Annotated in this window: 24 protein-coding genes; 2 read left to right on the top strand and 22 right to left on the bottom strand. The window is 75.3% G+C overall.

The window, feature by feature from the left end; genetic code table 11:
* Positions 1–76: 76 nt before the first annotated feature.
* From ACZ6AQ_RS18135 to ACZ6AQ_RS18045, 19 genes are all read right to left on the bottom strand, one after another.
* Positions 77–1,408, bottom strand: a complete 1,332-nt coding sequence (locus ACZ6AQ_RS18135) for an MFS transporter (protein ID WP_468760665.1) — start codon at positions 1,406–1,408, stop codon at positions 77–79.
* Positions 1,405–2,814: an ATP-grasp domain-containing protein gene (locus tag ACZ6AQ_RS18130; protein ID WP_468760664.1), complete on the bottom strand. Its 1,410-nt coding sequence runs from the start codon at positions 2,812–2,814 to the stop codon at positions 1,405–1,407. The genes ACZ6AQ_RS18135 and ACZ6AQ_RS18130 overlap by 4 nt, the downstream gene beginning before the upstream one ends.
* The gene (locus ACZ6AQ_RS18125; protein ID WP_468760663.1) at positions 2,811–4,001 is read right to left on the bottom strand and encodes a 3-deoxy-7-phosphoheptulonate synthase; all 1,191 of its coding nucleotides are present in this window, start codon (positions 3,999–4,001) and stop codon (positions 2,811–2,813) included. The genes ACZ6AQ_RS18130 and ACZ6AQ_RS18125 overlap by 4 nt, the downstream gene beginning before the upstream one ends.
* Positions 3,998–5,503 carry a nitrosuccinate lyase gene (locus tag ACZ6AQ_RS18120; RefSeq protein ID WP_468760662.1) on the bottom strand — a complete coding sequence of 502 codons (1,506 nt, stop codon included), beginning with the start codon at positions 5,501–5,503 and terminating at the stop codon, positions 3,998–4,000. The genes ACZ6AQ_RS18125 and ACZ6AQ_RS18120 overlap by 4 nt, the downstream gene beginning before the upstream one ends.
* A complete protein-coding gene (locus ACZ6AQ_RS18115) occupies positions 5,500–7,479 on the bottom strand; it encodes an FAD/NAD(P)-binding protein (RefSeq protein WP_468760661.1) in 1,980 nt (659 codons plus the stop codon). The genes ACZ6AQ_RS18120 and ACZ6AQ_RS18115 overlap by 4 nt, the downstream gene beginning before the upstream one ends.
* Before the next feature lie 287 nt (positions 7,480–7,766).
* On the bottom strand, positions 7,767–9,275 hold the full coding sequence (locus ACZ6AQ_RS18110; RefSeq protein ID WP_468760660.1) for an aldehyde dehydrogenase family protein: 1,509 nt from the start codon (positions 9,273–9,275) through the stop codon (positions 7,767–7,769).
* A complete protein-coding gene (locus tag ACZ6AQ_RS18105) occupies positions 9,275–10,372 on the bottom strand; it encodes a phenylacetate--CoA ligase family protein (RefSeq protein WP_468760659.1) in 1,098 nt (365 codons plus the stop codon). The genes ACZ6AQ_RS18110 and ACZ6AQ_RS18105 overlap by 1 nt, the downstream gene beginning before the upstream one ends.
* A 371-nt stretch (positions 10,373–10,743) precedes the next feature.
* Positions 10,744–11,823: a 3-oxoacyl-ACP synthase III family protein gene (locus tag ACZ6AQ_RS18100; protein WP_468760736.1), complete on the bottom strand. Its 1,080-nt coding sequence runs from the start codon at positions 11,821–11,823 to the stop codon at positions 10,744–10,746.
* 2 nt (positions 11,824–11,825) lie between these two features.
* Positions 11,826–12,107, bottom strand: coding sequence for a phosphopantetheine-binding protein (locus ACZ6AQ_RS18095; RefSeq protein WP_468760658.1), 282 nt, complete (start codon positions 12,105–12,107; stop codon positions 11,826–11,828).
* Entirely contained in the window at positions 12,104–13,768 is a 1,665-nt protein-coding gene (locus ACZ6AQ_RS18090; RefSeq protein WP_468760657.1) for an amino acid adenylation domain-containing protein, read from the bottom strand. The genes ACZ6AQ_RS18095 and ACZ6AQ_RS18090 overlap by 4 nt, the downstream gene beginning before the upstream one ends.
* Positions 13,765–14,286, bottom strand: coding sequence for a flavin reductase family protein (locus ACZ6AQ_RS18085; RefSeq protein ID WP_388690856.1), 522 nt, complete (start codon positions 14,284–14,286; stop codon positions 13,765–13,767). Before ACZ6AQ_RS18085 ends, ACZ6AQ_RS18090 begins: the two co-directional genes overlap by 4 nt.
* A gap of 18 nt (positions 14,287–14,304) precedes the next feature.
* On the bottom strand, positions 14,305–14,970 hold the full coding sequence (gene phzG / locus ACZ6AQ_RS18080) for a phenazine biosynthesis FMN-dependent oxidase PhzG (RefSeq protein WP_388690859.1): 666 nt from the start codon (positions 14,968–14,970) through the stop codon (positions 14,305–14,307).
* Between the two features lie 13 nt (positions 14,971–14,983).
* Positions 14,984–15,844, bottom strand: coding sequence for a PhzF family phenazine biosynthesis protein (locus ACZ6AQ_RS18075; protein ID WP_468760656.1), 861 nt, complete (start codon positions 15,842–15,844; stop codon positions 14,984–14,986).
* Positions 15,837–16,193 (bottom strand): hypothetical protein, encoded by a 357-nt coding sequence (locus ACZ6AQ_RS18070; RefSeq protein ID WP_468760655.1) that lies wholly within the window; start codon positions 16,191–16,193, stop codon positions 15,837–15,839. Before ACZ6AQ_RS18070 ends, ACZ6AQ_RS18075 begins: the two co-directional genes overlap by 8 nt.
* Entirely contained in the window at positions 16,190–18,058 is a 1,869-nt protein-coding gene (locus tag ACZ6AQ_RS18065) for an anthranilate synthase family protein (protein WP_468760654.1), read from the bottom strand. Before ACZ6AQ_RS18065 ends, ACZ6AQ_RS18070 begins: the two co-directional genes overlap by 4 nt.
* A complete protein-coding gene (locus ACZ6AQ_RS18060; protein ID WP_388690870.1) occupies positions 18,055–18,678 on the bottom strand; it encodes an isochorismatase family protein in 624 nt (207 codons plus the stop codon). Before ACZ6AQ_RS18060 ends, ACZ6AQ_RS18065 begins: the two co-directional genes overlap by 4 nt.
* A 10-nt stretch (positions 18,679–18,688) precedes the next feature.
* On the bottom strand, positions 18,689–19,186 hold the full coding sequence (locus ACZ6AQ_RS18055; protein ID WP_388690872.1) for a PhzA/PhzB family protein: 498 nt from the start codon (positions 19,184–19,186) through the stop codon (positions 18,689–18,691).
* A gap of 58 nt (positions 19,187–19,244) precedes the next feature.
* Entirely contained in the window at positions 19,245–20,465 is a 1,221-nt protein-coding gene (locus ACZ6AQ_RS18050; RefSeq protein ID WP_468760653.1) for an acyl-CoA dehydrogenase family protein, read from the bottom strand.
* A gap of 49 nt (positions 20,466–20,514) precedes the next feature.
* Complete coding sequence (locus ACZ6AQ_RS18045) at positions 20,515–21,327, bottom strand: SDR family NAD(P)-dependent oxidoreductase (protein WP_468760652.1); 813 nt, start codon at positions 21,325–21,327, stop codon at positions 20,515–20,517.
* Positions 21,328–21,612: 285 nt separating this feature from the next.
* Here ACZ6AQ_RS18045 and ACZ6AQ_RS18040 point away from each other — a divergent pair, with 285 nt between their 5' ends.
* Together ACZ6AQ_RS18040 and ACZ6AQ_RS18035 are read left to right on the top strand one after the other, a co-directional pair.
* The gene (locus tag ACZ6AQ_RS18040; RefSeq protein ID WP_468760651.1) at positions 21,613–22,329 is read left to right on the top strand and encodes a class I SAM-dependent methyltransferase; all 717 of its coding nucleotides are present in this window, start codon (positions 21,613–21,615) and stop codon (positions 22,327–22,329) included.
* A complete protein-coding gene (locus ACZ6AQ_RS18035) occupies positions 22,326–22,718 on the top strand; it encodes a VOC family protein (RefSeq protein WP_468760650.1) in 393 nt (130 codons plus the stop codon). The genes ACZ6AQ_RS18040 and ACZ6AQ_RS18035 overlap by 4 nt, the downstream gene beginning before the upstream one ends.
* 144 nt (positions 22,719–22,862) lie before the next feature.
* Here ACZ6AQ_RS18035 and ACZ6AQ_RS18030 read toward each other — a convergent pair whose 3' ends face one another.
* The 3 genes from ACZ6AQ_RS18030 to ACZ6AQ_RS18020 are packed head-to-tail and all read right to left on the bottom strand — an operon-like array spanning position 22,863 to position 26,858.
* On the bottom strand, positions 22,863–24,245 hold the full coding sequence (locus tag ACZ6AQ_RS18030) for an FAD-binding oxidoreductase (RefSeq protein ID WP_468760649.1): 1,383 nt from the start codon (positions 24,243–24,245) through the stop codon (positions 22,863–22,865).
* Positions 24,246–24,290: 45 nt separating this feature from the next.
* Positions 24,291–25,775, bottom strand: a complete 1,485-nt coding sequence (locus ACZ6AQ_RS18025) for a DHA2 family efflux MFS transporter permease subunit (RefSeq protein WP_468760648.1) — start codon at positions 25,773–25,775, stop codon at positions 24,291–24,293.
* Between the two features lie 21 nt (positions 25,776–25,796).
* Positions 25,797–26,858, bottom strand: a complete 1,062-nt coding sequence (locus tag ACZ6AQ_RS18020) for a ParB/RepB/Spo0J family partition protein (protein ID WP_468760647.1) — start codon at positions 26,856–26,858, stop codon at positions 25,797–25,799.

The raw sequence follows: 26,858 nt of genomic DNA, 5'->3' as shown, positions 1-26,858 counted from the left end.
CTTCCGGAAGGGGGGAACGGGGCGGTGGAACGGGCGGAGGGCCGCGGGGAGTCCCGCGGCCCTCCGCCCGGCGCGGTCACGCCCCCCGCCGTCCGGGGGCGCCGGAACCTCCCAGCGCCGCCAGGACGAGCAGGGTGGCGAGCAGCGAGGCCCCGCCGAGGACGAACCAGAACGAGTGCCCCAGCTCGGTGAAGAGCCAGCCGCCGGCCACCGGTCCGACGGCCGAACCGAGGCCGAAGGCGAAGTGGAAGCTGCCGAGGTAGTGGCTCTTGAGGTGGGCGGGGGCGACGACGGCGGGGTACGAGAAGATCGCCGGCCCGCCGACGATCTCCCCGAGGGTCCACACGAGGGTGCCCGCGACGATCACCGCCGGGCCCATCGGCAGCCCGTACAGGGCGACCCCGGACCCCAGCAGGGCGAACGCCACCCCGATGGTGATCCGCACCGGCCACGCCTGGGTGACCCGGGTGAGCACCAGCTCGAAGGCGATGACCAGGAAGCCGTTGAGGGAGACCGCGACGGTGTACCAGAAGACGGCCAGGCCGGCCGCCGCCACGTCGAGCGGGAGTGTGGAGAGGTACTGGGCGTAGACCGCGGTGTGGACGAGGGTGGCGACCAGGTAGAGGGAGAACCTCCGGTCGCGCAGGACCGCGAGGTAGCTTCCGGTGGCCTCCCCGGTCTTCCGGGCGCCGCCGGCCCGGTCGGCCGGCAGGGTGCGCCAGGCGAGCACGGCGAAGGCCAGGGCGATCACCGCCTCCCCCCAGAACAGCAGGTCGTAGCTGTCGTGACCGAGGCGGAACAGCCCGAAGCCGACCAGCGGCGCGGCCATCGCGCCGAGGTTCAGGCCGAAGCGGTACATGGCGAAGACCATGACCTGACGGTCCTCGCCGGCCAGTTCGGACAGCAGCGCCGCGGAGGCGGGCCGGAACATCTGCCCGGCCAGGCCCGCGAGGACGACGACGGCCAGCAGGGTGGCGTAGTCGGCCAGGTAGAGCAGGGCGGCGGTCAGCACGGCCGAGGCCGCCATGCTGACGGCGGTGGTGTTGCGGGCCCCCATCCGGTCGGAGAGGGAGCCGCCGATGAGCACCCCGAGGACGGTCCCGGCCCCGTACGCGCCGAGCGCGAGGGTGGCCCGGCCGGAGGAGTGGCCGAGGGAGGTCAGGTACAGGACGAGGAAGATGTTCAGGAAGCCGCCGAGGCGGTTGATGAACACCCCGGCGAGCAGCGTCTTGACGGCGACCGGCGCCTCGGCGAACGTCCGGCGCGCGGACACCGCTTCCGGGGCGGCGTCCGCGTCCGGAGCGGCGACCGCGTCCGGGACGGCGCCCGGGTCCGGGGCGTTCGGACCCGGGGCGGTGTCCGCCGCCCGTACGGAGGAGGAGGGCCCTCCGGCCCCGTTCCCGCTCATCCGGCCGGCTCCGCGGGCGCGGTGCGGACGGTGACGGCCGCGCGGACCCTCGCCTCCAGGTCGTCCAGTGCGGCGGGCCCGGGGGCGTCGATGAAGAAGTTCGCCACCCGGTCCTCGCTGCTGTTCAGCGGGCCGACGTAGGAGCCCTTCTCCTTCTGGGTGAAGACGGCCCGCAGGGTCGGCGGGTCGTCGGCGCGGCCGCCGCGCACCTCGGGCCAGAGGTCGCCCTCGCCCGCCCACTCGACGCCGACGCCCGGCCAGTCGACGGAGACCTCCTCCAGGGTGCCGGGCTCGTGCTCCAGGTACACCTGGCGGGCGTACCGGACCGGCGCGGGGTACTCGGCGGTCTCGCCGAGGGCGATGCGGATGATCTCCGGCTCGACGGGCCGCCCGGTGGCCAGGTGGTAGAGGACGGTGAGGCCGTCCCCGGGGGTCCGGGCGGCGATCTCCATCAGACGGGGGCGGCCCCCGGCGTCCAGGCGCCACTCGGAGTGGGTCATGCCGTCCCGGAAGTCCAGCCGGCGCAGCAGGCGCTCGTTGACGTCGAGCAGCGCGTCGCGTTCCGGGCCGGCCTCGCCGGAGACGGTGTGGGACAGCTCCACGAAGGTGTCGGCGTGCGCGTCGGTGGTCTGCTTGACGGTGACGGAGCTCCAGACGGTCCGGCCGTGCTGGACGAGCGACTCGACGGAGAACTCCTGGCCGGGGACCTTCTCCTCGACCAGGATCGTCTCGTGCGCGGGGTACTCGGCCAGGGCCGCCGCCAGCGCGTCCGCGTCGGTGACCGTCCGCACGCCCGAGCTGGAGTGCCGGGTGGCGGGCTTGACGACGGCCGGGAAGGGGACGGCGGACAGGTCGGCGCCCTCCCGGCCGCCGGGCGGGACGACCAGCGCGCGCGGGCCGAACTCGCCCAGGTACAGCCGCTGGAGGTACTTGCTGCGGCAGACGCGGCTGGCGCGCAGCCCCGGGGACGGCAGGCCGAGGGCGTCGGCGACGAGACCGGTGGGTTCGACCAGGGTCTCCCCCGCGGCGTAGGCGCCGACGATCTCGTAGCGGGACTCCCAGGCGCGGACGGCGGCCACGACGCCCGCGTTGAAGGAGCCCTCGCGGTCCACGGAGCCCTCGACGAACGCGAAGTCGTCGATGGCGGCGGCCGGGTGACCGGGCTCGGACCGGGAGGCCAGGGCCTGGTCCCGCCACGCGGCGGGGGTGATCAGCAGGATCCGCAGGCCGCGCCGGGTCAGCTCCTCCAGGTAGAGCGGGGCGCGGCAGACGGCGAGGAAGGAGCCGGTGAGGAGGAAGGCGGCGGGCCTGCCGGACGCCGGGGACGGAGCCGTGGCCGTGGCCGTCGACGAGGCGGGGCCGGACGCCGGGACGGGGCCGGGCGGCGGAGTCGGGGCTGTGTTCATCGGTCGGGCCTCCACAGGTCGGCGGCCAGGAAGGCCAGGTCGAGCGCCTGGCCGCGGTTGAGGCGCGGGTCGCAGGCGGTGGTGTAGCGCAGGTCGAGGTCGTCGAGGGCCACCGGGTCGGTGCCGCCGACGCACTCGGTGACGTGGGCGCCGGTGAGTTCCAGGTGCAGGCCGCCGGGGTGGGTGCCCAGCTCCCGGTGGATCTCCACGAAGGCCCGCAGCTCGGCGGTGATGTCGTCGAGCAGGCGGGTCTTGCGGCCGTTGGGGGCGACCCGGGTGTTGCCGTGCATCGGGTCGGACACCCACAGCGCGGGCGAACCCGCGGCGGTGACCTTCTCCACCAGGCCGGGCAGCACCTCGCGGACGGTGCCCGCGCCCATGCGGGTGATGAAGGTGAGCCGGCCGGGCTCGTGGTCGGGGTCGAGGACCTCGGCGAGCGCGAGCAGTTCGTCGGCGGTCGCGGTCGGGCCGACCTTGACGCCGACGGGGTTGGCGATCCCCGCGGCGAACGCCACGTGCCCGCCGTCGAGCTGGCGGGTGCGCTCGCCGATCCACACGAAGTGGCCGGAACCGGCCCAGCGGCGGCCGGTCTCCTCGTCGGTGCGCACCAGCGGGGCCTCGTAGTCGAGGAGCAGCGCCTCGTGGCTGACGTGCAGCGGGAGGCCGTCCGGGGAGTCGGGCCCGCCGAGCAGGCGGATGCGGTCCAGGGTCCGGGCGGCGGTGTCGTAGGCGGTCGTCATCCGCCACGGGTCGGGGGTGCGCTCGGAGGCGGTGAACCCGAGGCCGTTGACGGCGTCACCCCGGTAGGCGGGGAGTTCGGTGCCGTCGCGCGTCTCGGTGGGACTGGAGCGCGGTTTGGCGTACTGGCCCGCCATCCGGCCGAGCGGCACCACGGGCACGGCGGCGCCGTAGGAGACGATCTCGGCCATCTGGCGCAGGGTGGTGGCGGTGCTCTCGGCCTCGCCGAGGGCGCGTTCGCCGAACTCCTCGGCGCAGTGGCCGCCCTGGAGCAGGAGGGCCTCGCCGCGGGCGGCGGCGGCCAGCCGCGCGCGCAGGGCGTCGCTCTCCGCGAGGGGGGTGAGCGGGGGGAGTTCGCTCAGGAGTCCGGCGACCGTGGCGAGACCCACGGGGTCGGGCCAGTCGGGCTGCTGTGCCGACTTCAGTGCCTCCAGGGCTGTACCGGTCATGAGGTGTTCGCTCCTCGTCTCAGGGCCCGGTCGGTCAGGGGACCGGCCGCTCCTGTGTAGTGGGCGGGTTCCAGCAGGTCGCGCAGTTCTTCCGGGCCGAGGACGCCGCGCAGCCGGGGGTCGGCGGCGAGGACGTCCCCGAGGGGCCTTCCGGTGGTGTGGACGGTGACGGAGACCTCGGTCAGCAGGCGGCGGGCCGCCGCCTTGCCGAGCCGGGGGGTGAGGACGGCGGCGATCCGCTCGGTCACGGGCAGGCCCCCGGTCAGGCCGAGGTTGGCCCGCATCCGGGCCGGATCGACGGTCAGTCCGGCGGCGAGCGCGGCGGCGGTGTGCGCGGCGCCGCCGGTCAGCCGGAGGCATTCGCGCAGGGTGTGCCACTCGCTGTGCCAGACGCCGGCCGACCGCTCGTCCTCGGTGACGAGGGCCTGGGCGAGGGTGCCCGCGAGGGCGGGGACGACCAGGGCGGCGGACCGGATCAGGGTGGCGAGCACCGGGTTGCGCTTGTGGGGCATGGCGGAGGAGGCGCCCCGGCCGGCCGGGGCGGGTTCCGCCGCCTCGGCGGTCTCGGTGCGCGCCAGGACCAGGACGTCCACGGCGAACTTGCCCAGCGCGCCGGCCGCGTGGGCCAGGACGGCGCCCAGGTCGGCGACCGGGGTGCGCAGGGCGTGCCACGGCAGGGAGGGCGCGCAGAGCCCGGTCTCGGAGGCGAACGCGGCGCCGAGCCGGGCGGCGTAGTCGTCCCCGGTCCGGGACGCGTCCGCGCCGGTGCCGCCGTCCCCGGCCGGGGGCGCGTCCGCGTCGAGGCGGGCGTACTCCAGGTACCCGGCCAGGGTGCCGGCCGCGCCGCCGAGCGACACCGGCAGCCGGAGGCGGTCGATGCGCTGGACGGCGTCGAGCAGCAGGTGCCGCCAGCCCGCCGCCTTCAGGCCGAAGGTGGTGGGGACGGCGTGCAGGGCGAGGGTGCGTCCGGCCAGCGGGGTGTCGCGGTGCTCGGCGGCCAGGACGGCCAGCGACCCGGCGGTGCGCAGCAGGTCGGCGCGGAGCACCTTCAGGGTGCGGGCGGCGACCAGCATCATGCCGGTGTCCAGGATGTCCTGGCTGGTGGAGCCCCGGTGCACGTACTCGGCGGCGGCGGGGTCGCGCTCGGCGACGAGCCGGGTGAAGGCGGCGACCAGGCCCACGACGGGGTTGGCGTTCTCCCGTGCGGCCAGGGCCAGCGCCCGGACGTCGAGCCGCCGGGCGTCGGCCGCCTCCGTGATCACCCGGGCGGCCTCCCCGGGCAGCGTCCCGAGCCGTGCCTGCGCCCGTGCGAGCGCCGCCTCGGCGTCGAGCATGGCCTGCAGCCAGGCCGTGTCGTCGGTCGCCGCCTCGGCGGGCGTGCCGGCCCGTACCGGCGACAGCAGCCCGGCGTCGGGCGCGGCGGGCGGGACGGGGGCCGGCGGGATCGCGGGGGCCGCCGGGGCCGGCGCCGGGTGCGGGGCGGGGCGGGGCGGGGCGGTCATGAGCGGGCCTCGGCGCGGGGCGCGTCCGCCGGCCGGGCGACGGCGGGGAGGGCGAGGGCCGCGTGGGCGACGGCGTCGGAGTCCTCCAGGGTCACCGAGCCGACGCCGGGCCGGATGCCGGCGGCGGTGACCCAGTGCACGCCCTCGGTGGGGACGCCGTAGGCGAACCGGCGCGGGTGCGGGGTGCCCGCCGCGTCGATCAGCCGGTAGGGCCGCTCGGAGACGGCGAGGCCGCCGGTCTCGTACACGGCGCCGTCGCGGCCGGGGACCGTGTACGGGCGGCACTGGCCGGTCTCCAGGAGTTGCGTCAGGAGCGGGTCGGCGGTACGGCGCACGTCCGGGTGCGGCAGCCGGGCCTCGATGAGCGCGGTCAGCCGGATGTCGTCGCCGTCCACCCCGTCGGCGGCGGCCACGAACACCGGGCCGTCGGGGCCCTCGGCCTCGGTGCGCACGCGCAGGCCGGGCCCGGTGAACTCGACGACGCCGGCCGAGGCCAGCGCGATCAGCTCGTCGATGCGGGAGACCGGCGGGCCGATGGAGAGGAAGGCGTTGAGCGGGGTGTACCAGCCGTCGAGCTCCTCGCGGTGCGAACCGGCCTCCAGGCCGCCGTGGTCGACGGCGAGCCGGATCTCGTTGCGCAGGTCGCGCAGGACGTCGAGGGCGGCCTTCAGCGGCCCGTTGACGTTGCCCTCCCGGGCCTCCTTGGCGTCGCGCAGCAGGTAGGCGAGCATCCAGCGGCGGAAGTCGTCGCGGTCGGTGAAGCGCAGGTCGCCGTAGGGGCGGGAGAGGGTGCGCCAGTTCCACCGCTCCTCGCCGTCGATGCCGGCCCCGGCGAGCAGGGCCTCCTCGGCGTCGTCGCCGGCGGCCAGGTAGCGGGCGGTGAAGTCCTCGATCCGGTCGGGCGTCCAGGAGCCGCCGCGCGCCGCGAGCAGCCGTTCGTAGTAGACGCTCTGCACCTCCTTGCGGACCAGCGGCCAGATGTGGACGCCGAAGTCGATCCAGTCGCCGTCCCGTGCGGCGGCGCGCATCGCCGCGACCCGCTCGACGGTGAGCAGGCGCGGCGCGTGGCGGCCGTGGGCACCCTTCTCGTTCTCGCCGCGCGCCTGGTGGGGGACGCCCCGGCGGGAGCCGACGTACATCCGGGGTTCGAGGCCGGAGGGGCGGTAGACCAGCCGTCCGTCGGACCGCCGCTCGAAGAAGCCGCCGCGGCCGTGGGTGAGCAGGGCCATGTAGTCGAAGAAGTTCAGTCCGAGGCCCCGCAGCAGCACCGGCCGTCCGGGGCCTATGGCGTCGAGGTCGACGTCCGCCGGGTTGGCGGGGCCGATGTACGTGAGGCCGTGTGCGGCGGCGAACTCCGCGAGGCGCCGCTCCTCGGGCTCCGGCGCGGCGGGCAGGTGGCCCTGGGCGAGGACGACGGCGGAGAGGCCGGTCAGGCGGGTGCCGTCGGCGAGGTCGAGGGTCTGCGGGCCGTCGGGGGCGTCCGCGTCGTGCAGGGCGACGGCCCGGGTGCGGTGCACGTGGAAGGCGATGTGCCCGGGGGCGCCCTCCAGCACCCTCTCGAACGCCCACTGGAGGTAGTGGCCGTAGAAGGCGCGGGTCGGGTAGGCGTCGGGCCCGAGCGCGCGGGCCTCCGCGAGGGTCTGGGCGCCGAAGCGGCGTTCGGTGGCGTCGGGGTCGGCGGTGATCCGGCGCGCCCACTCGTACAGGCTGGGCCCCTCCTCGATGGGCCCCTCGACGGTGACGCTGTCGTCCGTGTAGAGGGTGATCTGCGAGGAGACCGTGTTCATCAGCAGGTGGCGCGACTGGTCCGGCCGCCACACCGCGCCGGAGCCCGGTGGGGAGGGGTCTATGACGTGGACGGTCAACGCGTGGTGGGCCGGGGACTTGCGCTCCTGGGCGCAGATGCGCTCCAGGACGGACAGTCCCCGGGGCCCGGCCCCGACGAGGGCGATCCGGGCGTGGCTGTGCTGCGGCATGTGTTCCTCTCCCGCCGGCGGAAAAAGGTTTCTGGTGGTCTGGCCCGCGCCGGAACGGCCGGGCCGGGTCAGACGGACGTGTTCCAGCCGACGTCGGACAGCGCGCAGGGGGTGGGCACGGTCCTCTCCTCTCGTTCGTGGCCGTTCGCGGCCGGTGGGTCGTTCACAAGGGGTCGTTCACAAGGGGGCGTTCACGGGGGGCGTTCACGGGGGGGGGCCGACCGGTCGTGCGTTCGTGCGTTCGTGCGTGCGCGGCCGGCGGTCCGCGGCCGGCGGGCGGGTCGGGGTCAGTCGCGGATCACGGTCTTGGCGCGCATGAGGAACTCCGCGAGGTACCCGTCGTGCGGGAGCCCGGGTCCCATCCAGTACGTGGGGTGGTCACCGGCGTGGACGTTGCCGATGGAGGGCTCGTCGATCAGGTCCCCGAGGAGCCGCCGGTCGGCGGTGAGGGCGGTGACGACGAGGCTTCCGCGCAGCGGGGCGGTGCCGGCGGACCGGTCGTAGGGGGCCACCCACACGCAGGGGAAGGGGAGTTCGGCCCCCGCCTGCGGGGCGTCGGCCCGGTCGAGCTGGTGGACGGCCGGGCGCAGGACGGCGCTTCCGTCGCCGAGGTCCTCCGCGACGCCGTCCCCGCCGAGCCAGGCGCGGGTCCCGGCGGCCCGGGAGAGCAGGTGCGCTTCGAGGGCGCGGGCGCCGGCGGCGTCCCGCACGGGCAGGACGGCCCTCTCGTCCTCGGGCGGGAGGACGGGCAGGGCGGCGAGGCGTTCGGCGAGGGCCTCGGCCAGGGGGGCCGGGTCGCCCTCGACGAGGACGGCGGTGGTGTTGACGCAGCCGGTGCCGCCGTGGCCGGCGACGGAGGCGGTGATCGTGTCGAGGTGGTCGCGCCAGTCGGTGTCGGCGGTGACGAGGACCTTGCTGCGGCCGGGCCCCTGGGTCAGGACGCGCGGGTCGGAGCCGTACTTCCGCACGACGTCGTCGCCGCCGTAGACCAGGGAGCGGTCGGCGGCCCGCAGCAGGACGTCGGCCTCGGTGTGCCCGGTGGGCAGGTAGGCGACCTGGTCGTCCCCGAAACCGGCCGCGCGCAGGGCGGTGACCAGCCGGAACGGGGTGAAGGGCTCGCGCCGGGAGGGGCGCAGGGCGACCCGGTAGCCCAGGGCGAGGGCCTCGGGCCACAGGCTGTGGGTGCCGGGGTGGTTGCCGGCCGCGAGGACGGCGAGGGTCTCGGCGCGCCGGGTCCACACGGCCCGGCCGGTACGGGTGAGCGGGGAGCGCCAGTCCTCGGCCGCCCCGGCGGGGCGGGCCTGGGCGAGGCTGTCGTAGACCCGGGTGAGGCGGGCGCGGATGTTCCCGACGGTGGTGCGGACGACGCCCAGCGGGATGCCGCCGACACGGCTGACGGTGTGCTCGTACTCCGCCGCGCCCATCCCTCCGAGTTCGGCGGTGGCGAACAGCTCGGCGGCGCGGACGAGGGCGGCGATCCGCTCGTCGGGGGCGAGCGGGCGGGCCCGGTGCAGGGCCTTGACGGTGCGGTCGACGAAGAGGGAGGGGACCAGGCCGAGTTCGGCCACGGGCGCGCCGGAGACGTCGGTGACGACGGTGCGGCGGCGGGGCCGGAAGGCGCCCCGGGGGCCGAGCGCGTCCAGGTGGCCCGCACCGGAGGAGGGCCGGGGGGACGCGGGCCGCGCGGGGCCGGGGTGTACGGGTGCGGGGTGCGCGGGGTCGGGGTGTACGGGTGCGGGGTGTACGGGTGCGGGGCGCGCGGAGTCGGGGTGCGCGGCCGTGGACGGGGCGGGCATCAGTAGACCCCCTCGATCACGGCCTCGTTCTCGAACGTGGCCACGGGGGCGATGTCGGCGACGGCGTCGCCCACCCCGCCGGGGAACGGGATCCGGGTGGCCAGGTCGCGTTCCAGGTTGTTGGGGAGCAGGAACGTCTTGCTGACGTGGCTGACGACGACCCGGCCGCGCTCGCCGTACGCCACGGGCTCGCGGGTGTCCGGATCGACGACGGAGAAGGTGACGTAGGGGCTGAGCGGGTCGAAGACGCACGGGTCCTCGTCCGACAGGCCCGGACGCTCGCCCGCGAAGCCGAGGATCATCGTGCTGCCGTAGTTCCCGCAGAAGACGGTGTCCGGGAAGATCTCCGTCCGGTACAGGTGGCGGGAGTCGGGGTCGAGCTGGGTGCCGCCCCAGCGGATCGCCTTCACCTTCTTGTGGACCAGCTCCACCAGGTCCTCGCGGCCGGCCAGCCGCTCCAGCACCGAGGGGGTGATGGTGAGGACCTCGATGTCCTGGGTGGTGAGGACGAACTCCGCCTGGTCCAGGAGGTGTTCGGCGTAGGCGCCGGCGTCGGCGCCGCGCCCGGAGGCGATCAGCCTCTTCACCCAGCGCGGGTCGAGGTCGATGGTGAAGCCGCGGCGGCCGTGGGTGTCGGCCGAGCGGCGGAAGAACTCGCCGACGATGTGCGGGCCCGTCGGGACCAGGCCCAGCCAGTCGGCGCCGCGCGGGAAGCCGTGCGCGTCCAGGTTGGCGTTCGACCAGGCGACCATGCGGTCCAGCCAGTCGCGGGTGAGGACGACCCGCTTGGGCGCGCCGGTGGTGCCGCCGCTCTCGAAGACGCCGACCACGTCGGGGCGGGAGCCGTAGCCGCGCGGGACGAGGTCCGCGGCGCGGACGTGGCGCAGCTCCCCGGTGACGTCGGGGAAGCGGGCGAGGTCGGCGTGGGTGCGGATGTCGGTGCGCGGGTCGAAGTCCAGGGTCTCCGCGCGCCGCAGCCAGAACGGGGAGCCGGTCTCCGGGTCGAAGTGCCACGCCATCGCCGCCCGCAGGAACTCGTCGGGGTCGGGCCGCGCGTCGTACGGAAGGTCCAGGATCGGGTGGTCGGGCGAGGGCACGGTGTCTCCTTGTCGGGGCGCACGGCGGACGGACACGGGGAGGGCACGGGACGGCGGACGGACGGGGACGCCGGGCCGGGGGGCACGGCGGACGAGCGGGAGCGCCGGGCCGGGGGCACGGCGGACGAGCGGAGGCGCCGGGCCCGGGGCGCGGCGGACGGACGTGGTCGGGAGAGGTGCAGCGGGTACGCCGACGGGACCCGGCACGGGGGGTGGTTTCGGCCCCGTCGGCGTACCCGCTGGTCCGGGGGGCCGCCCGGGGTCCGTACGGCGGACCGGGGGCGGCCGGGCGGGCTGGGGCGTGTGTCGAAAGTGGCGTCGTCCGCCCGGAGGGCGGGCCCGCCGGGCGGACGGGACTTTCGACACACGCCCTAGACGCGGATCAGCGTGGCGCACCAGCGGCCCGTGGAGATGCCGCACAGGGCGACGAGGTCTCCGGGCGCCAGTTCGCCGCGTTCGAGCTGGAGTCCCAGCGAGATCAGCTGGTCGGCGCCGCCCATGTGCCCGTGGTCGGGCGCCAGGGCCGCGTTGGTCCGTTCCGGCGGGACGCCGAGCGGGGTCGCGACGGCGGCGATGCTGGTGGGGACGTCGTTGAGGTAGATGACGTGGTCGATGTCCTCCCGGCCGACGCCGGCGCGGGCGGCGGCCCCGTCGACGACCTCGACGAGCCGGGTGTAGCGCTCGCCGATGAACTTGCGCAGCTTGGCCGGGTCCCCGGCGAACTGCTCGCGCACCTGGTCGTAGGCGGACGGCGCGTCCGCGCTGGTCCAGCCGACCGGCGGGAGCGGGGCGACCGCGCCGCCGAAGTCCAGGCGCAGCAGGTCGCTGTACTCGGGGTCGGTGAACTGCTCGCTGGACAGCCACCGGTTGGACCCGTGGCCCCGGCTGACGACGACGGCCACGGCCGCGTCGCTGAGCACGGTGTTGATGACGTTCATCCGGTTGCGGTGGAACTCGCTGACCCGGTTGACGACCACGAACAGCGCGTGCCGGGCCTCGGGCTGCATCGCCATCGTCGAGGCCACGTAGAACAGGCCGTTGACGCCGGAGCCGCAGCCCTCGTTGAGCAGCAGCGTCTGGGTGCGCTCGATCTTCAGCTCGCGGGCCAGGGCCGAGGCGCTGTCCCAGTACGCGTACTCGGGCATGTCGGTGGTGGCGACGACCACGAGGTCCAGGGCGTCGGCGGTGAGGCCGGCCCGGTCCAGGGCCTGCTGCGCGGCCTCCCGGGAGAGGTCGGTGGCGGTGACCCCGTCCGGGGCCCGGTGGAAGGTGCGGTAGCCCCACTTGAGCACGCGGGCGGGGTCGGGCACGTAGTCGGCGGCGACGGCCGCGACGTCCTGGTCCTCGCCGAAGGCGTAGCCGAAGGCCGCGATGCCGATGTCCGGCGCGCCGCTCCTCGCGGCGGCGGTGTCCGGGGCGCTGGTGTCCGGGGCGCTGGTGTCCGGTGCCATCGTCACGCCGCCTCGGGAGCGGCCGCCGCGGCGGCGAGGCGGGCGGCGAGTTCGTCGGCGGCCTCGGCGAGGGTGCCGTCGAAGAGGACCATGATGTCGTACTCGTCGCCGAAGCGTTCCCGGGCGTACTCGCCGAGCTGGAGGGCGAGGGCCGAGTGGCCGCCGAGCTCCAGGAAGCCGTCGCCGGGCTCCACCTCCGGCTCCTCGAGCAGTTCGGCGACCCACTTCAGGGTCTGTGCGCGGATCTCCTCGGCCTGCGCGGAGGGTGCGGGTGCGGTGCTCATCGGGTCCGGCTCCTCTCTTCTTCCCAGATCCGGGCCACTGCGGCCCGGTCGACCTTTCCGTTGACGGTGCGCGGCAGGTGGGGCACCGGCAGGGCCCGGTAGGACGACGGGTGCATGTACGAGGGCAGCAGCTCCCGCACATGGCCGCGCAGGGCCCGCGCGCCGGGGTCCCCGGCGCCCTCGCCGAGGACGTAGGCGCAGACCAGCCGGTCGTCGCCGGGTTTGAACGTGTGGACCCAGACCACCGCGTCGGTGACGTCCGGGTGGGCCTGCACGGCGACCTCGACGTCGCTGAGCTCGATGCGGTGGCCGCGCAGCTTGACCTGGAGGTCGGCGCGGCCGACGTAGAGGTAGCCGCCGTCCGGGCGGGGGACGACCAGGTCGCCGGTGCGGTAGTGGCGGACGCCGCCGACGGCCGGGAAGCGTTCGGCGGTCAGCTCGGGGCGTCCCAGGTAGCCGTCGGCGACCTGGGGTCCGGCCAGCCACAGCTCGCCCTGCTCGCCGGGGGCGGCGTCGCGGCCGTCGTCGGTGACGACCCGGGCGGAGCCGGAGAGCAGCCGCCCGACGGAGAGGGTGTCGCCGTCGAGGTCCTCCTCGGTCACCGTGTGGTGGGTGCTGAGCACGGCCGCCTCGGTGACCCCGTACATGTTGACCAGGAACGGGGCGGTGAAGCCGAACCGTCCGGTCCAGCCCCGGAGCGTCTCGGGGGTGAGCTTCTCCCCGCCGAAGATCACGTAGCGCAGGGCCGGCAGCTCGATCCCGTCGCGCAGCACGATGCCGGCCATCGCGCCGAACGCCGTCGGGGTCTGGTTGAGCACGGTGACGCCCTCGTCGGCGACGAAGCGCGCGCACGCCTCGGGGGAGCGCGAGGTGCCCGGCGGCAGCACCACCAGGCGGGCGCCGGTGGACAGCGGTCCCCAGATCTCCCACACCGAGAAGTCGAAGGCGAGGGAGTGGAAGAGGAGCCAGCTGTCGTGCTCGTCGAAGGCGAACGGCCCCCTCGCCGCGTCCAGCAGGGCGGTGACGGCACCGTGCGGGACCAGGACGCCCTTGGGGCGGCCGGTGGTGCCCGAGGTGTAGATGATGTACGCGGTGTCGTGCGGCTCCGGGGCCCGCCGGTCCGGCGCGGCGGACGGCGGCGCGTCCGCCAGGGCGGCGACGCGCTCCCCGGGGACGAGCGGGACGTCGCCGAGGTCGCAGCCGTCCGGGTCGCCGACGAAGGCGGTGATCCCGCTGTCGGAGACGATGAACCGGTTGCGCGAGGGCGGGTTGCGCACCTCCAGCGGCACGTACGCGGCGCCCGCCTTCATGATGCCGACCATCGTCGCGATGGCGGCGGCGCCCGGCGGCATCCGCAGGGCGACCCGGTCCCCGCGGCCCACGCCCAGGCCCTCCAGGAGCGCGGCCACGGCGTCCGACCAGGCGTCGAGCCGGCGGTAGCTGTACGAGGTGCCGTCCGCGGTGAGCGCCGGGCGGTCGGGGAAGCGCTCGGCGGAGGCGGCGAACAGCGCGGGCAGGGTGCGCCGGCCGGCGGACGGCTCGGTGCGCGGCGGGCTGATCGTGGTCAGGGTCATGACGTCCTCCGGGGAGGTGGGGCGGTTCGGTTCGGGGTCGGGGCGGGGGCGGCGGCCGGTGGCGTCCGTGGTCGCGGGCGCCCTCACCAGTCGGCGATGTGCGAGGCGCGGATGTCCCGCTCGGCCCGGTCCGGGGCGGGCTCGGGCCGGGCGAAGCCCCGGTTGTAGTAGACGAGCGGGGTGCGGTCGCTCGTGTACGCCTCCTCGACGAAGCCGATGAGGATGCTGTGGTCGCCGGCGTCGACGACGGAGTGCATGGAGCAGGCCACCCGCACGCTGGTGTGGTGCAGGCCGGGCAGGCCCAGCTCGCAGCGCTCCATGGCGCCGTCGGCGAACCGGTCGATGCCGGAGGTCGCGAACCTGCGGGCCACGCCGTGCTGCTCCTCGGCCAGGACGTTGATCAGGAAGCGGCGCGCGGAGCTGAACGCGGCGTGCGTGCTGGCCTCCTTGTCCAGGCAGACCGAGACGAGCGGCGGGTCGAGCGAGACGGAGCTGAACGAGCTGGCCGTGAAGCCCCAGGGCCGGCCGTCGGCGTCGACGGTGGTGACCACCGTCACCGGGGCCGGCACCAGGGCCATCGTGCGGGTGAGCAGGGAGCGCTCCATGAGGGGTCCACTCTCCGATCAGGGTTGCAGTCGGGCGGTGCGCCACCGGGCGCCGTGCCGCGTGTAGGCGAGCCGGCGGTGCAGCCGGTCCGAGGCGGCGCTCCAGAACTCCGCCTCGGCCGGTGCCAGGAGGTATCCGGTGAAGCGGTCGGGGCGGGGCAGCGCCCGCCCCGTCTCCAGGAGCCGGTACGCCTCGGCGCGCATCCCCTCCGGGTCGTCGAGGGGGTCGCTCTGGCGGGAGACGACCGTCATGGAGTGCAGCGGGACCGGGCGGGCCGCCCACAGCGCGTCGGACTCGGCCGGCGCCAGGGGGGTGACCGGGCCGGAGAGGCTGATCTGCCGCCCGGTCTCCCGCCAGTAGAGGAGGCCCGAGGCCCAGCCGGTCTCGGCCAGTTCGCGGCCCTTGCGGCTGGTGCTGTGGGTGGCGAAGACCAGTCCGTCGCCGGTCTCGCGGATCACGGTGACGATCCGGTTGGAGGCGCGGCCCCCGGAGGTCGCGGTGGCCAGGGCCATCGAGCGGGGCTCGCGCACCCCGCGCCGTTCCGCCCCGGCCAGCCACCGCCGGACCAGGACCATGGGGTCGGCGGGCGGGTCGTCGTACTCGGGGAAGTCGAGGTCGGCGTCCCCGGAGAGGGACTCGAACCTGCTGGTGTCGACGGCGGGTGCGCCGGTGCTGGTGGTCATGGGGTGCCGCTCCCTAGACGTAGAGGGTTCCGCGGGCGACGACGGCGCCGTGGCCGCCCACCCGTACGCCGTCGGTCCGGTCCGCCGCGCCCCGCGCGACGGCGTGCATGCGGGACGGGCGGCCCATCTCCACCCCCTGGGTGATGTCGACGCGCCGGCCGTACGGGACCAGGCCGTGGCGGGCGAGGTGGAGGGCGAGCGGGCCGGCGGCCGAGCCGGTGGCCGCGTCCTCGACGACGCCGTAGGCGGGCGAGAACATCCGGGTGCGCCAGGTGGTGCCCCCGCCGGCGAAGCAGTTGGCGGCCATGTCGGGGAAGCGGGACAGGGCCCGGTGGTCGGGCCGGAGCGCGGAGAGCGCCTCGACGCTCTCCAGGCCCACGAAGACGTGGCGGGGGCCGTTGCGGTACGCCTCCACCGGGACGGTGGACTCCTTCACGCCGAGCGCGTCGAGGAGTTCCTCCGCGTGCTCGTACGGCTCCCGGGACGGGTACGGCTGGCGCATCTCCACGCCGACCGCGCCGTCGTCGCCCAGGGTGACGTCGAAGGGGACGACGCCCATCCCGGTCTCCAGGCGCAGCCGCTGCTCCTCGCCGGCGGCGCCCAGCGCCCGGCGGCTCAGCCCCAGGGCGACGGCGGTGCCCAGCAACGGGTGCCCGGCGAAGGGCAGTTCGTTGACGGGGGTGAAGATCCGGATGCGGGCGTCCGCCTCCTCCATCGCGGCCGGCAGGACGAAGGTCACCTCGGAGAGGTTCATCTCCCGGGCGATGGCCTGCATCCGTTCCGGGTCCAGGTCCCCGGCGTCGAAGAAGACGGCCACCGGGTTGCCCTGGAGCGGAGTGCGCGCGAAGGCGTCCACCACCGTGTAGTCATGCATCGGAGAGGGCTCCTCGGTCGTGTGCGGGGGCCGTGCCGGGGACGCCCGGGACGGCGGACGCGTGCCCGCCCGCCACGGCGGAGGCGACCTCGAACACGGAGCGGTGCGTCGGCGGCCGGCCGATCAGCTCGGCGGCCCGGTTGGGCGGCAGCGCGGAGTCGGCGGGCCGGTCGGTCCACAGCATCACCGCGCCCCACCGGTTGGCCGCCCGGTCGGACAGCCACAGCTTCAGGACCAGGCCGGGCACCCCGGCCCAGGCGTCGGTGCCCTCGTCCCGCAGGCGCGCGGCCATCGTGTCGACGTCCGGGTCCGTCCCGTCCAGGTCCCACCAGGCGATGTCCATCCTCATGACACCCGCACCCCCACGACGCCGAGGAGGGCCTCGCCGAGGATGCGCGGGCCGTCGACGGTGAGCACCGACTCGGCGTGGAACTGCATGGAGGCGAAGTGCGGGCCGCGCAGGGCGTGGACCTCGCGGGTCCGCCGGTCCCGGCTGACCTCGACGGTGCCGAGGGTGCCGGCGTCGAGCTCGTCGACCGCGCACCGGGCGGCGTAGGTGTTGTAGAAGCCGACCCGCTCGCGGTTGCCGAAGAGGTCGATCACGCGCTGCGCGCCCTGGTTGGGCACGTCCCTGCGGACCAGGTCCAGGCCGAGCCGGGTGCAGAGCACCTGGTGGCTCAGGCAGACCGCGACGAAGGGCCGCCGCTCGGCGAGGAGCCGCTGGGCCGCCGTGTGCAGCCGGACGATCCGCGGGTCCCCGAGGTCGCGGGGGTCGCCCGGTCCGGGCCCGAGGACCACCACGTCGTGGGCGGTGAGGTCGTACGGCTCGTCGAAGCGGCGCACGGTGACGGCGAGGCCGAGGGACTCCAGCTGCTGCCCGATCATCGCGGTGAAGGTGTCCTCCGCGTCGACGACCAGGGCGTTCAGTCCGGCCAGGCCCGGGACGGGGGCGCACGGCGGCCGGGTGGCGTCGCGCAGCCAGAAGTCGGCGATGCCGGCGTTCCGGGAGGCCAGGGCGGCGCGCACCAGGGGGTGCTGGGCGAACCGGGCGGGTCTGTCGGGCTCCAGGACGCTCAGCAGTCCGGCGGCCTTGGCGCGGGTCTCGGCGACCTCGGACTCGGGGTCGGAGTGCCGGACGAGGGTGGCGCCGACGCCGATCCGCAGGTGCCCGTCGGCGTCGATGTCGGCGGTGCGGATGAGGATGGCGGAGTCCAGGGTGCGCTCGCCGCCGGCGTCGCGGCCGATCAGGGCGGCGACGCCGCCGTAGTGGCCGCGTCCGCCGGGTTCGTGGCGGGCGATGACCCGGGCCGCGCTCTCCAGCGGGCTGCCGGTGACGGTCGGCGCGAACATCGTCTCGCGCAGGATCTCGCGCACGTCGCGGCGCGTGGTCCCCTCGATGAAGTACTCGGTGTGGGCGAGGCGGGCCATCTCCTTGAGGTAGGGGCCGGTGACCCGGACGCCCGCCCCGCAGATCCGGGACATCATCTTCAGTTCCTCGTCCACCACCATGTACAGCTCGTCGGCCTCCTTGCGGTCGGCGAGGAAGCGGGTGACGCCGTCGAGGGTGGGGCCGGTGGCCGGGTAGCGGTAGGTGCCGCTGATCGGGTTCATCACGGCGGTGCCGCCGTGCAGCGACACGTGCCGCTCGGGGGTGGCGCCGACGAAGGTCCGGCCGCCGGCGCGGATGACGAAGGTCCAGTACGCGCCCTGTTCGCGGGCGAGGAGCCGGCGGAAGAGGGTGAGGGCGGTGTGCGGCCCGTAGGAGTCGATCCGGGCCAGGTAGTCGCGCTTGACGACGAAGTTGGCGCCGGCGCCGGTGCCGATCTCGTCCTCGACGACGCGCCGCACGGTGGCGGCGTAGTCCGTGTCGTCGACGTCGAACCGGCCGCCGGTCAGGGTGACCGGGGTGTCCGCGATCCGCTCGGGCACCGCGTCCAGCGGCAGGCTGTCCTGCTCGGTGACGGCGAGGGCGAGCAGCGGCGCGCCGTCGTCGGGGGCGGCGAACCCGCGTTCGGCGAGCTGCCGGTGGGGGACGAGGACGAGGACCTGTTCGGTGTCCAGGGGGATGCCGGCGAGGGTCTCGGGGCGGCTGACGCGGCCGGTGAGGACCGTGACGGTGCCCGGGGCGGCCTCGGGGCGGTGCAGCAGGGCGAAGTCCGCCACCTCGCCGGCCAGGACGCGGTCCAGCAGGTCGGTGCGGTGGGCACGGCTCATGCGAAGACCTCCTGGGCGGTGACGACGCTGCCGCAGCGCTGTGCGACGTAGGTCAGGGCGAGCATGTGGTGGGCCTCGGAGAAGTCGCCGACCGCGTCGGCGACGAGGAACGTCCGGATGTCGTGGCTGTACGCCTCCATGGCGGTGGCCAGCACCCCGACGTGGGCGTACACCCCGCACAGGAGGAGCTGGTCGCGGCCGGCCGCGCGCATCCGCTCCAGCAGGTCGGTGCGGAAGAAGGCGCTGTAGCGCCACTTGGTGAGGAGCCAGTCCCCCTCCCGGGGGGCCAGCTCGGGGACCACCTCGCGGTCCGCGGTCTCCGTCCGCATGCCCGGTCCCCAGAAGTCCTTGAGCAGGCCGCGCTCCTCGTCCGTCATCCGGCCCGGCTGCGCGGTGTACGCGACGGGCACGCCGAGGGACGCGGCCCGCTCGCGCAGCAGTGCGGCGCGCCGCACCAGGGTGGAGCGCAGCGGGTCGGGCAGGGCGGCGAGGAAGTAGCGCTGCATGTCGTGGACGAGCAGGACCGCGCGGTCCGGGTCCGGGGTCCAGCGGGCGACGTTCTCCGGCAGGGTCCCGGGGGAAGGCAGGGGGTAGGACTCCACGGTCGGCAGGCCGGCCATCGGGTTCTCCTTAGGTGGGGATTCCTTCGCGCCGGACCCGCGGGACGTCGATCCCGAGGGCGCGGAACTGGTTCGTGGGGTTCATGAACTCGCGCTGGAGCTTGATCCGCCCGTTCTCGAACTGGAACGAGTGGATGAAGTGGTTGCGGTAGTGGCCCACCGGGTAGCCCGGGTAGACGATCTTTCCCTCGCCCCGGCACTCGACCCAGAAGCGGTCGGGGTCCTGGGTGTCGTGGATCTCGATGTCGGTCCAGACCCAGTCGGGGAAGCAGCGCAGCGACCACACCGCGTGCTCGCCGAGCCGGTCGCGGCCGGTGATGGTGATCGGCTCGCCGGTCTCGGTGGTCCACAGGCCGCCGACGCCGTCCTCGGTGAAGAGGAGGTGGCGGCGCAGCCGGTCCTCGCCGCGGGTGTTCATGTACTGCTCCACGACGGCGCGGTTGCGGGCGCGCACCGCCTGCTCGTCCTGCGGGCCGGCCTGGTCCTCGGTGCTTGCGGGGTTGCTCACGGGGAGTGCCTTCCTCGGGCGTCGGGGTGGGGGCGTCGGGGCGGGGCCGTCCCGCCGGTCAGACCAGCAGGCTGATGTCGCGGGGGTCCTTGCCGACCAGCGCCCGGCCGTAGAGCTGGGCGGGGATGCCCATGCCGAAGCCGGCGTGGCGGCTGCCCACGTTGACGTCGCGCCAGATCCGCTGGAGCGGGTTGGACTCGCTGAACGCGGAGGAGCCGTAGGCGGTCATCAGCCGGTCCACCGCCTCGCGGCAGAGCTGGGCGACCCTGGTGGAGTTCTGCCGGGCGGCGGCCCGGGTCAGCACGTCGGGGAACTCGCCCGCGTAGGCGGCCTCGTCCACGGTGTCGGCGATCCGCCCGGCCAGCAGCCGCGCGGTCTCGATCGCGGTGGCGGCCTCGGCGAGGTCGAGCTGGAGGGTGGGCGACTCGGCCTGGCGGGGGAAGGTCGAGCCGGCGGCGGGCCGGTGGGGCGCGGCCTCGCGGACGAGGTCGAACGCGGCGGCGGCGCCGCCGACGAGGGAGCCGAGCAGGCCGATGGAGAAGAGTCCGACCAGGCTGTTGCGGTAGCGGTGGGAGGCGTCGACCAGGCCGTCGGTCTCGCCGTTGAGCAGCGGAGCGTACGGCAGCAGCCGGCGCTCGGGCACGAAGACGGAGGTGGCGACGACGGTGTTGCTGCCGGTGCCGCGCATCCCCGCGAAGTGCCAGGTGTCCTCGATCTCCACCTCGTCGGCGCGCAGCAGCGCGAAGTGGACGGCGTTCTCCCCGGCCGGGGTGGGCACGGCGATCAGCACGCCCACCCAGTCGGCGTGCAGCGAGCCGGAGACGTAGCCCCATTCGCCGGTGACGGTGACGCCGCCGTCGGCGGGCTCCACGCCGCGGGCGGGCCGGCCGAGCACCAGGGCGGTGCGGGCGTCCGGGTTGGCGCCCCACACCTCGTCCTGGACCTCGGCGGGGAAGAGGGAGGCCACGAAGTTGCCCGCGTTCAGCACGCCGGTGATCCAGGCGGCGGAGGAGCAGCCCCGGCCGACCTCGGTGGCGACGTCGAGCAGGGTGCGCACGTCCGCCTCGTAGCCGCCGAGGCGGCGCGGGGTCATCAGGCGCATCAGGCCCGCGTCGGTCAGGGCGGTGACGCCCCGCTCGGTGAGGCGGCGGGTCCGGTCGCTCTCCGCCGCGTCCTCCCACAGGGCCTCGCGCAGTCCGGCGGCCCTGGCCACCAGTTCGTCACGGCCGGGGACCTGGGTCCCGGGGGCCGTCGTGCCGTTCACCGCTGTCGTCAGCACGGTGCTGTTCCCTTCGCGTCGGTGGTTCGGGGTGGAGCCGGACGGGGTGTCAGGCGCCCTGGGCGGCGCGGGCGAGCGCGTCCCACTGCTTCCAGCCGGCCAGCCGCTCCTCGTACGAGGCGGTGACGGTGTCGAGCACGGAGGAGCCGAGCGGCAGCCGGAGCGGCGGGTTCGGGGTGTCGACCAGTTCGAGGACCGCTCCGGCGGTGGCGGCCGGGTCGCCGGGGGCGGCTCCGGCCGAGGGGGCGTGGGCGAACTCCGCGTACGCCTCGCCCGGTTCGGCCCAGACGGCGGAGGCGCCGCGCCAGTCGGTGCGGTACGGGCCGGGCTCGACGAGCGTGACGTGGATGCCGAAGCGGCCGACCTCCTGGGCCAGGGCGTCGCTCAGGCCCTCCACGGCCCACTTGGAGGCGTGGTACAGGCCGAGCATCGGCCAGGAGGCGAGGCCCGCGATGGAGGACATCTGGAGGATGTGGCCGCCGCCCTGGGCCCGCAGGACCGGCAGGACGGCCTGGGTCACCCACAGGGTGCCGAAGAGGTTGGTGTCGATCTGGTCCCGGGCCTGGGCCTCGGTGACGTCCTCGACGGCGCCGAACAGGCCGTAACCGGCGTTGTTGACGACGACGTCGAGCCGGCCGAACCGCTCGTGGGCGGCGGCGACGGCCGCGAAGGCGGCGTCCCGGTCCCGGACGTCGAGGGCGAGCGGCAGGACCGCGTCGCCGTACGCCGCCACCAGGCCGTCCAGGCTGCCGGTGTCGCGGGCGGTGGCGGCGACGAGGTCGCCGCGCTCCAGCGCGGCCTCGGCCCAGACCCTGCCGAAACCCCGGGACGTGCCGGTGATGAACCAGACCTTGCCAGCCACAGTCGAACTCCTTCTCCGCACGGCCCTTTCGGGTTTTCCGGACGTCCCGCAGTGCCTCTTATTCACCCCGAAGCGTGCGGGGGTGTCCATGTGTCCGCATACGGACAGACGGTCCGGCGCGCATTTCCCGGTGTCCGTCCGAGGAATTTCCTCGGTCGGACACCGGGGGCCCCGGAAAGTGGCGTACGGAACGGGGCGCGGAAACCCTCCGGGCATTCCTGGACGGCCCGGCGGCGCGCCATACTGCCGCGGATACCGCGAGCCACCGACGCCAAGGAGATCCGCGTGAGCGCCACGGAACAGTCCTTCGACTACGCCGCCGCCGACTTCAACGCCGTCTACACGGGCGGGGAGCTGCTCGAAGGGGCCTCCATCAAGGTCGTGCCCTGGGACATCGGCGAACCGCAGCCCGTCGTCGTCGCCCTGGAGGAGCAGGGCCGCTTCCACGGCGCCGTGCTCGACATCGGCTGCGGGCCGGGCGACAACGCCGTCTTCCTGGCCCGCCGCGGCCACCGGGTGACGGCGATCGACGCCGCCTCCGCCGCCGTCGAGCAGGCCCGGCTGCGCGCCGGCGACCTGCCCGTCGAGTTCGCCGTCGCGGACGCCACCGACTTGGCCGGGTACGAGGGCCGCTTCGACTCGGTCCTGGACAGCGCCCTGTTCCACACCCTGCCCCGCCCGGCCCGGCCGCTGTACGCGGCGGCCCTGCACCGGGTCACCCGCCCCGGCGCGCGGCTGAGCGTGCTGTGCTTCGCCGACGTCCCCGGGGGCATGCCCGCTCCCCTGTCGGTCTCCGGTGACGAGCTGAGCACCACGCTGACGGAGGCGGGCTGGCGGATCACCTCCATGGACCTGGCGGAGTACGCGGGCGTGGCCACCGGCATGGAGAAGTTCTTCGAGCGCACCGGCCGGCGCCCCGAGCTCGACGCCAGGGGCCGCACCCGGCTGCCGGTGTGGAAGGTCCTCGCCGACCGCGCCGGGGCCGACGGGGCGGCCGCGTGAGCGGGGCCGCCGGCGGCGGCCGTCCCCCGGCGCGGCGTGCCTTCCCGGTCCTGCGCACCCACCGGGTGGCGGCCACGGCCGCCTTCTACGAGCGGCTCGGCTTCGCGCCCGTCCACCGCCATCCCGCCGGGGGCGAGCCGGAGTTCGTCGCGATGCGCCGGGACGGCGCGGAACTCGCGGTGAGCCGGGACGACGACGTGCCGCGCGAACCGGCCGGCACCGTCGACCTGTTCGTCTTCGTCGGGTCCGTGGACTCCGCCGTGGAGGAGCTGCGGGCCGCCGGCACGCCCGTGCTGCGGGAGCCCGCCGACTCCCCCTGGGGCGAGCGGGTGGCGTACGTGCGGGACCCGGCGGGCAACCGGGTGGGGCTCGGCCGGCCGACGGCGTAGCGCCCCCCTCCCGCACGCCCCGCCCCTCCCGGGGCGTGCGGGAGGGGGTCTGGAGCACCGGAGCCACGGAGCCACGGAGCCACGGGAAAACCGGGAAGTGCCCCGGGACCGACGCGGTCCCGGGGCACTTCCGTGCGGGCGGGCCTACGCGGCCGGCGCGATGTTGAGGTTGCTCCGGAACAGGTTGCCCGGGTCGTACACGGCCTTCAGGCGGGTCAGGCGGGCGCGGGTCGCCGGGTCGTAGAGCTCGTCGGCGAAGTCGTCCGCGGAGCGCTCGCCGTAGACGAAGTTCAGCGAGCGGCCCAGCGTCCAGGGCCGCACGGCCTCGTCCAGGGCCGCGTGGGCGGCGCGGATGGCCCCGGCGGGCGCGTCGTCGGAGCCGGACAGCACCCGCAGGATGTACTGCGCCTCCCGGTACGGGACCGCGTTGGGCACCCGGGGCTCGCGGGACAGGGCCCCGCCGAGGTGGCGCAGGTCCACGATGCAGGGCACCGGGGCGGCGGGGCCGGCCAGGGTCCGCACGGCCTCCAGGACGGTGTCGTCGAGTTCGGTGAGCAGCACCGCGTTGCCGTCGTAGGCGTGGCTGAAGTCGGGTTCGGCGTAGATGGAGCCGACCTCGGTGAAGTCCATCTCGCCCAGGTGGTCGTGGAGGACCTCGACGCCGAACTCCCGCCAGGGGCGGGCCAGCTCGGGCCCGGCGGCGAGGTCGGTGGTGGCCAGCCGGACGTGCACCACGTGGCGGCCGCGCAGCGGCTCCGGGAAGACCGGGATCGGCGGGTACTCGATCATGCCGACGGAGGCGGTGACCGTCTCGGGCGCGGTCGCCGTCCAGGACTTGAAGTGCGCGAGGACCTCCGCCGCCCGGCCGGCGTCGAAGTACAGTCCGCCGCCGTAGACCCGGGCGACCGGAAGCAGGTCGATCTCCAGGGCGGTGACCAGGCCGAAGTTGTCCCGGCCGCCGCGCAGTGCCCAGAACAGGTCGGGGTCGGAGTCGGCGGTGACGGTGCGCAGCCGCCCGTCGGCGGTGACCACGTCCAGGGAGCGGACCAGGTCGGCGGCGTAGCCGAACTCGCGGGCCAGCAGGCCCAGGCCGCCGGCCAGGGTGTAGCCGACGACGCCGACGTGCCCGGCGGAGCCGCTGAGCGGGGCCAGGCCGTGCGGCGCGGTCCGCGCGACGACCTGCTCCCAGCGGGCCCCCGCGCCGATCCGCGCGGTGCGGGCGGCCGGATCGACGGTGATCTCGTCCAGGCGTCCGGTGGTGATCACCAGGCCGCCCCGGTCGAGGACGGTGATGCCGTGCCCGGTGGACTGCGCGGCGACGGGGAGCCCCCGTTCGGCGGCCCAGGCGACGGCGGCGCGCACGTCCTCGGCGGTGGCCGCGCCGACGACCACGGCCGGGTCGTGGCGGTATCCGGCCTGGAATCCGGTGAGCTCCTCCTCATACCCCTTCCGTCCGGGTGTCAGAACGGGTCCGGTCACCTTTTCCGCGAGGGATGCGATGTCGATCTGTGCACGGTCGCCAGACATCTGCCGTGTTCCTTTCATGGTGTTTCTCAATTGCTTCGCCCTGCATCAACCGACCTTTTCCAGGTCGGAATTCTCGGTGGTTCCCCCCGCTGCTCCCGGTGTTTCCGCACGGGCCTTTCCGGCCGGGTCGGAGGGCATCAGGAGACAGGCGACGGCGCCGACGAGGAGGACGGCGACGGGCAGCAGCAGGGTGGTGCCCGCGGCCCGGCCGAGGTCGTCGGGGAACCGCTCGATCCGCGCCTGCGTCAGCACGCCGACGGCGGCGGCGCCGATGACGCAGCCGACCTGCCGCACGGAGTTGTACACGCCCGCGCCGGCGCCGATGATCTCGACGGGCAGCGTGCCGGTGGCGACGTTCGCCATCGGCCCGAACGCCGCCCCGGTGCCGATGCCGGCGAGGAACAGGGCCCCGGCGGTCGGCCAGACGCCCGCGTGGGCGTCCATCGCGAGGGCGAGCAGGCCGAGGCCGGCGGCGAAGACCAGGAAGCCGCCGAGGACCACCCACTTGCCGGGGACCCGGTCGGAGAGCGTGCCGGCGAAGGGCCCGGCCAGGCCGCTGGAGACGGCGATGGGCACCATCAGCAGGCCCGCCTGCTGCGGGCTGAGCCCCATGACGTCCTGCATGAACAGGGTCAGCGGCAGGTAGAGGCCCGTGACGGCGAAGCCGATGGCGGCGGCGGCGAAGGCGGCGGAGCCGAAGTGGCGGCGGCGGAAGATCGACAGCGGCATCAGCGGCTCGCGCGGGTTGACGCGCTGCCACACGACGAACGCCACGAGCAGCACGAGGCCCGCGGCGATGACGGTGACGACGTCCAGCGGACCGGCGATCGTTCCCCAGTCGTAGTGCTGGCCGTTCTGCAGGCCGAAGACGAGGGCGAACAGACCGAGTCCGGAGAGCAGGGTGCCCGGCAGGTCGAAGCGGCGGTGGTTGCGGGGCTGGCCGCCGGGGACCAGCTTCGCGGTCATGACGAGGCCCACCAGCCCGATCGGCACGTTCACCAGGAAGATCCACTCCCAGCCGGCGGAGCCGGTGAGGAAGCCGCCGAGCAGCGGCCCCGCGGTGGTGGCCAGGCCCGCGACGGCCCCCCACACGCCGAGGGCGGCGCCGCGGCGCCGCGGCGGGAAGAGGGTGGTGACGAAGGCCATCGTCTGCGGTGCCATGAGGGCCGCGCCGAGCCCCTGGACGGCGCGGGCGGCCGTGAGCGTCCCGACGGTGCCGGAGAGCCCGCACCACAGGGAGGCGGCGGTGAAGACGGCCATGCCGGTCAGGAAGACGGGCTTGCGGCCGAAGCGGTCGCCGAGCCGGCCCGCGACGAGCAGCGGGACGGCGTAGGTGAGCAGGTAGACGCTGTGCACCCAGGTGATCCGGTTGAGGTCGGCGTCCAGTCCGGCCATCATGCCGGGGATGGCGACGGTCACGATGGTGGTGTCCATCATGATCAGGAAGAAGCCGACGCAGAGGGCCGCCAACGCGGCCCAGGGGTTGCCGGGGGCCGGGGCGGGGGCGGTGTTCGAGGCGACGTCCGTCATCTCATCATCTCTCGGGAGTGGTTACGGGTGGCGCGCGCCGCGCTGTTCCAGCTCGGTGGCTATGGCTTCCCAGTAGGCGGCGCAGGCACGGGCCATCGCGGCGATCTTCGGGGCCTGGTGGGCGGGGGCGCGCAGCGGCAGTCCGCTCTCCTCCTCGCGCACGATCCGGGTCTCCAGCCAGCGGATCAGCGCACGGCCCTCGTCGCTGTACTTGAGGGCGGGATCGCGCCGGAGCGAGTCCAGCACGGTCGGCAGGTCCGCCGGCGCCACCCGTCCGGCGCACCCGCGCGGCTCCCGCGCCCGCGTGCCCCGGGGGCCGGTGCCGCCGGGGGGCAGTGGCCCCTCGCCCCGGCCGAGCCGGTCGCGCACGTCGCGGGCGGTCTCCACGGAGATGCCGGCGGAGCGGGCGATCTCGCGCAGCGAGGCGTCGGGCCGCACGGCGAGGTAGTCCACGGCCCGCAGCCGCCCCTCGGTGGCGGTCAGCGGGCGGGCCCGGCCGTCGCAGCCCACGCGCACGGCGGGCGTCTCGCCGCTCCCGGCGTCGGCGCGGCGCAGCACGCCGACGGTCTTGCCGGACAGCCCCACCTTCGCCGCGACCGCCCGGTCGGACCACTCGGGCCAGAGGCGCAGGATGCGGCGCGCCGACGCGCGGCGGTCGGCGAGGGTGAGCGGCAGACCGTGCCCGTTGTTGGCCTCGACGGCCAGCAGGAACGCCTCCCGCTCGGTGCCGTCGAACCAGTGGACGGGGATCGTCTCGCGGCGGTTGAGGCGGGCCGCGTGCAGCCGGTGCACGCCGTCGACCACGCGCATCGTGGGGCGGTGCACCACGATCGGCGGGAGGGCGGTCTCCACTCCGGCGAGCAGCAGCACGTGGTCGTGGTCGACCCCGGCCAGCCGGGGGGAGTCCGCCTCCAGGAGCGCGTCGACCGGCACGTGGGCGACGTCCGCGGACGGCGCCGGCGTTCCGGGGGCGGGCCGCGGCGGCGCGAGTGGCCGCCGGGGGGCTTCGGAGGGGGCGGCCGCCGGCGGGTCCGCCGTCGGCACGGCGTCGCGGGCGGGGGCTTCCGCCGTCAGGACGTACAC

The sequence above is a fragment of the Streptomyces sp. NPDC041191 genome (assembly GCF_055591945.1).
The sequence above is the reverse complement of the archived record's forward strand: the minus strand, read 5'-3'. Positions and strand labels throughout refer to the sequence as shown.

What these genes read in the sequence shown, in the direction of transcription:
- ACZ6AQ_RS18135 (WP_468760665.1), bottom strand. Translation starts at nt 1,408, where the DNA reads ATGAGCGGGAACGGGGCCGGAGGGCCCTCCTCCTCCGTACGGGCGGCG.
- ACZ6AQ_RS18130 (WP_468760664.1), bottom strand. Translation starts at nt 2,814, where the DNA reads ATGAACACAGCCCCGACTCCGCCGCCCGGCCCCGTCCCGGCGTCCGGC.
- ACZ6AQ_RS18125 (WP_468760663.1), bottom strand. Translation starts at nt 4,001, where the DNA reads ATGACCGGTACAGCCCTGGAGGCACTGAAGTCGGCACAGCAGCCCGAC.
- ACZ6AQ_RS18120 (WP_468760662.1), bottom strand. Translation starts at nt 5,503, where the DNA reads ATGACCGCCCCGCCCCGCCCCGCCCCGCACCCGGCGCCGGCCCCGGCG.
- ACZ6AQ_RS18115 (WP_468760661.1), bottom strand. Translation starts at nt 7,479, where the DNA reads ATGCCGCAGCACAGCCACGCCCGGATCGCCCTCGTCGGGGCCGGGCCC.
- ACZ6AQ_RS18110 (WP_468760660.1), bottom strand. Translation starts at nt 9,275, where the DNA reads ATGCCCGCCCCGTCCACGGCCGCGCACCCCGACTCCGCGCGCCCCGCA.
- ACZ6AQ_RS18100 (WP_468760736.1), bottom strand. Translation starts at nt 11,823, where the DNA reads ATGGCACCGGACACCAGCGCCCCGGACACCAGCGCCCCGGACACCGCC.
- ACZ6AQ_RS18095 (WP_468760658.1), bottom strand. Translation starts at nt 12,107, where the DNA reads ATGAGCACCGCACCCGCACCCTCCGCGCAGGCCGAGGAGATCCGCGCA.
- ACZ6AQ_RS18085 (WP_388690856.1), bottom strand. Translation starts at nt 14,286, where the DNA reads ATGGAGCGCTCCCTGCTCACCCGCACGATGGCCCTGGTGCCGGCCCCG.
- phzG (WP_388690859.1), bottom strand. Translation starts at nt 14,970, where the DNA reads ATGACCACCAGCACCGGCGCACCCGCCGTCGACACCAGCAGGTTCGAG.
- ACZ6AQ_RS18075 (WP_468760656.1), bottom strand. Translation starts at nt 15,844, where the DNA reads ATGCATGACTACACGGTGGTGGACGCCTTCGCGCGCACTCCGCTCCAG.
- ACZ6AQ_RS18070 (WP_468760655.1), bottom strand. Translation starts at nt 16,193, where the DNA reads ATGAGGATGGACATCGCCTGGTGGGACCTGGACGGGACGGACCCGGAC.
- ACZ6AQ_RS18065 (WP_468760654.1), bottom strand. Translation starts at nt 18,058, where the DNA reads ATGAGCCGTGCCCACCGCACCGACCTGCTGGACCGCGTCCTGGCCGGC.
- ACZ6AQ_RS18060 (WP_388690870.1), bottom strand. Translation starts at nt 18,678, where the DNA reads ATGGCCGGCCTGCCGACCGTGGAGTCCTACCCCCTGCCTTCCCCCGGG.
- ACZ6AQ_RS18030 (WP_468760649.1), bottom strand. Translation starts at nt 24,245, where the DNA reads ATGTCTGGCGACCGTGCACAGATCGACATCGCATCCCTCGCGGAAAAG.
- ACZ6AQ_RS18025 (WP_468760648.1), bottom strand. Translation starts at nt 25,775, where the DNA reads ATGACGGACGTCGCCTCGAACACCGCCCCCGCCCCGGCCCCCGGCAAC.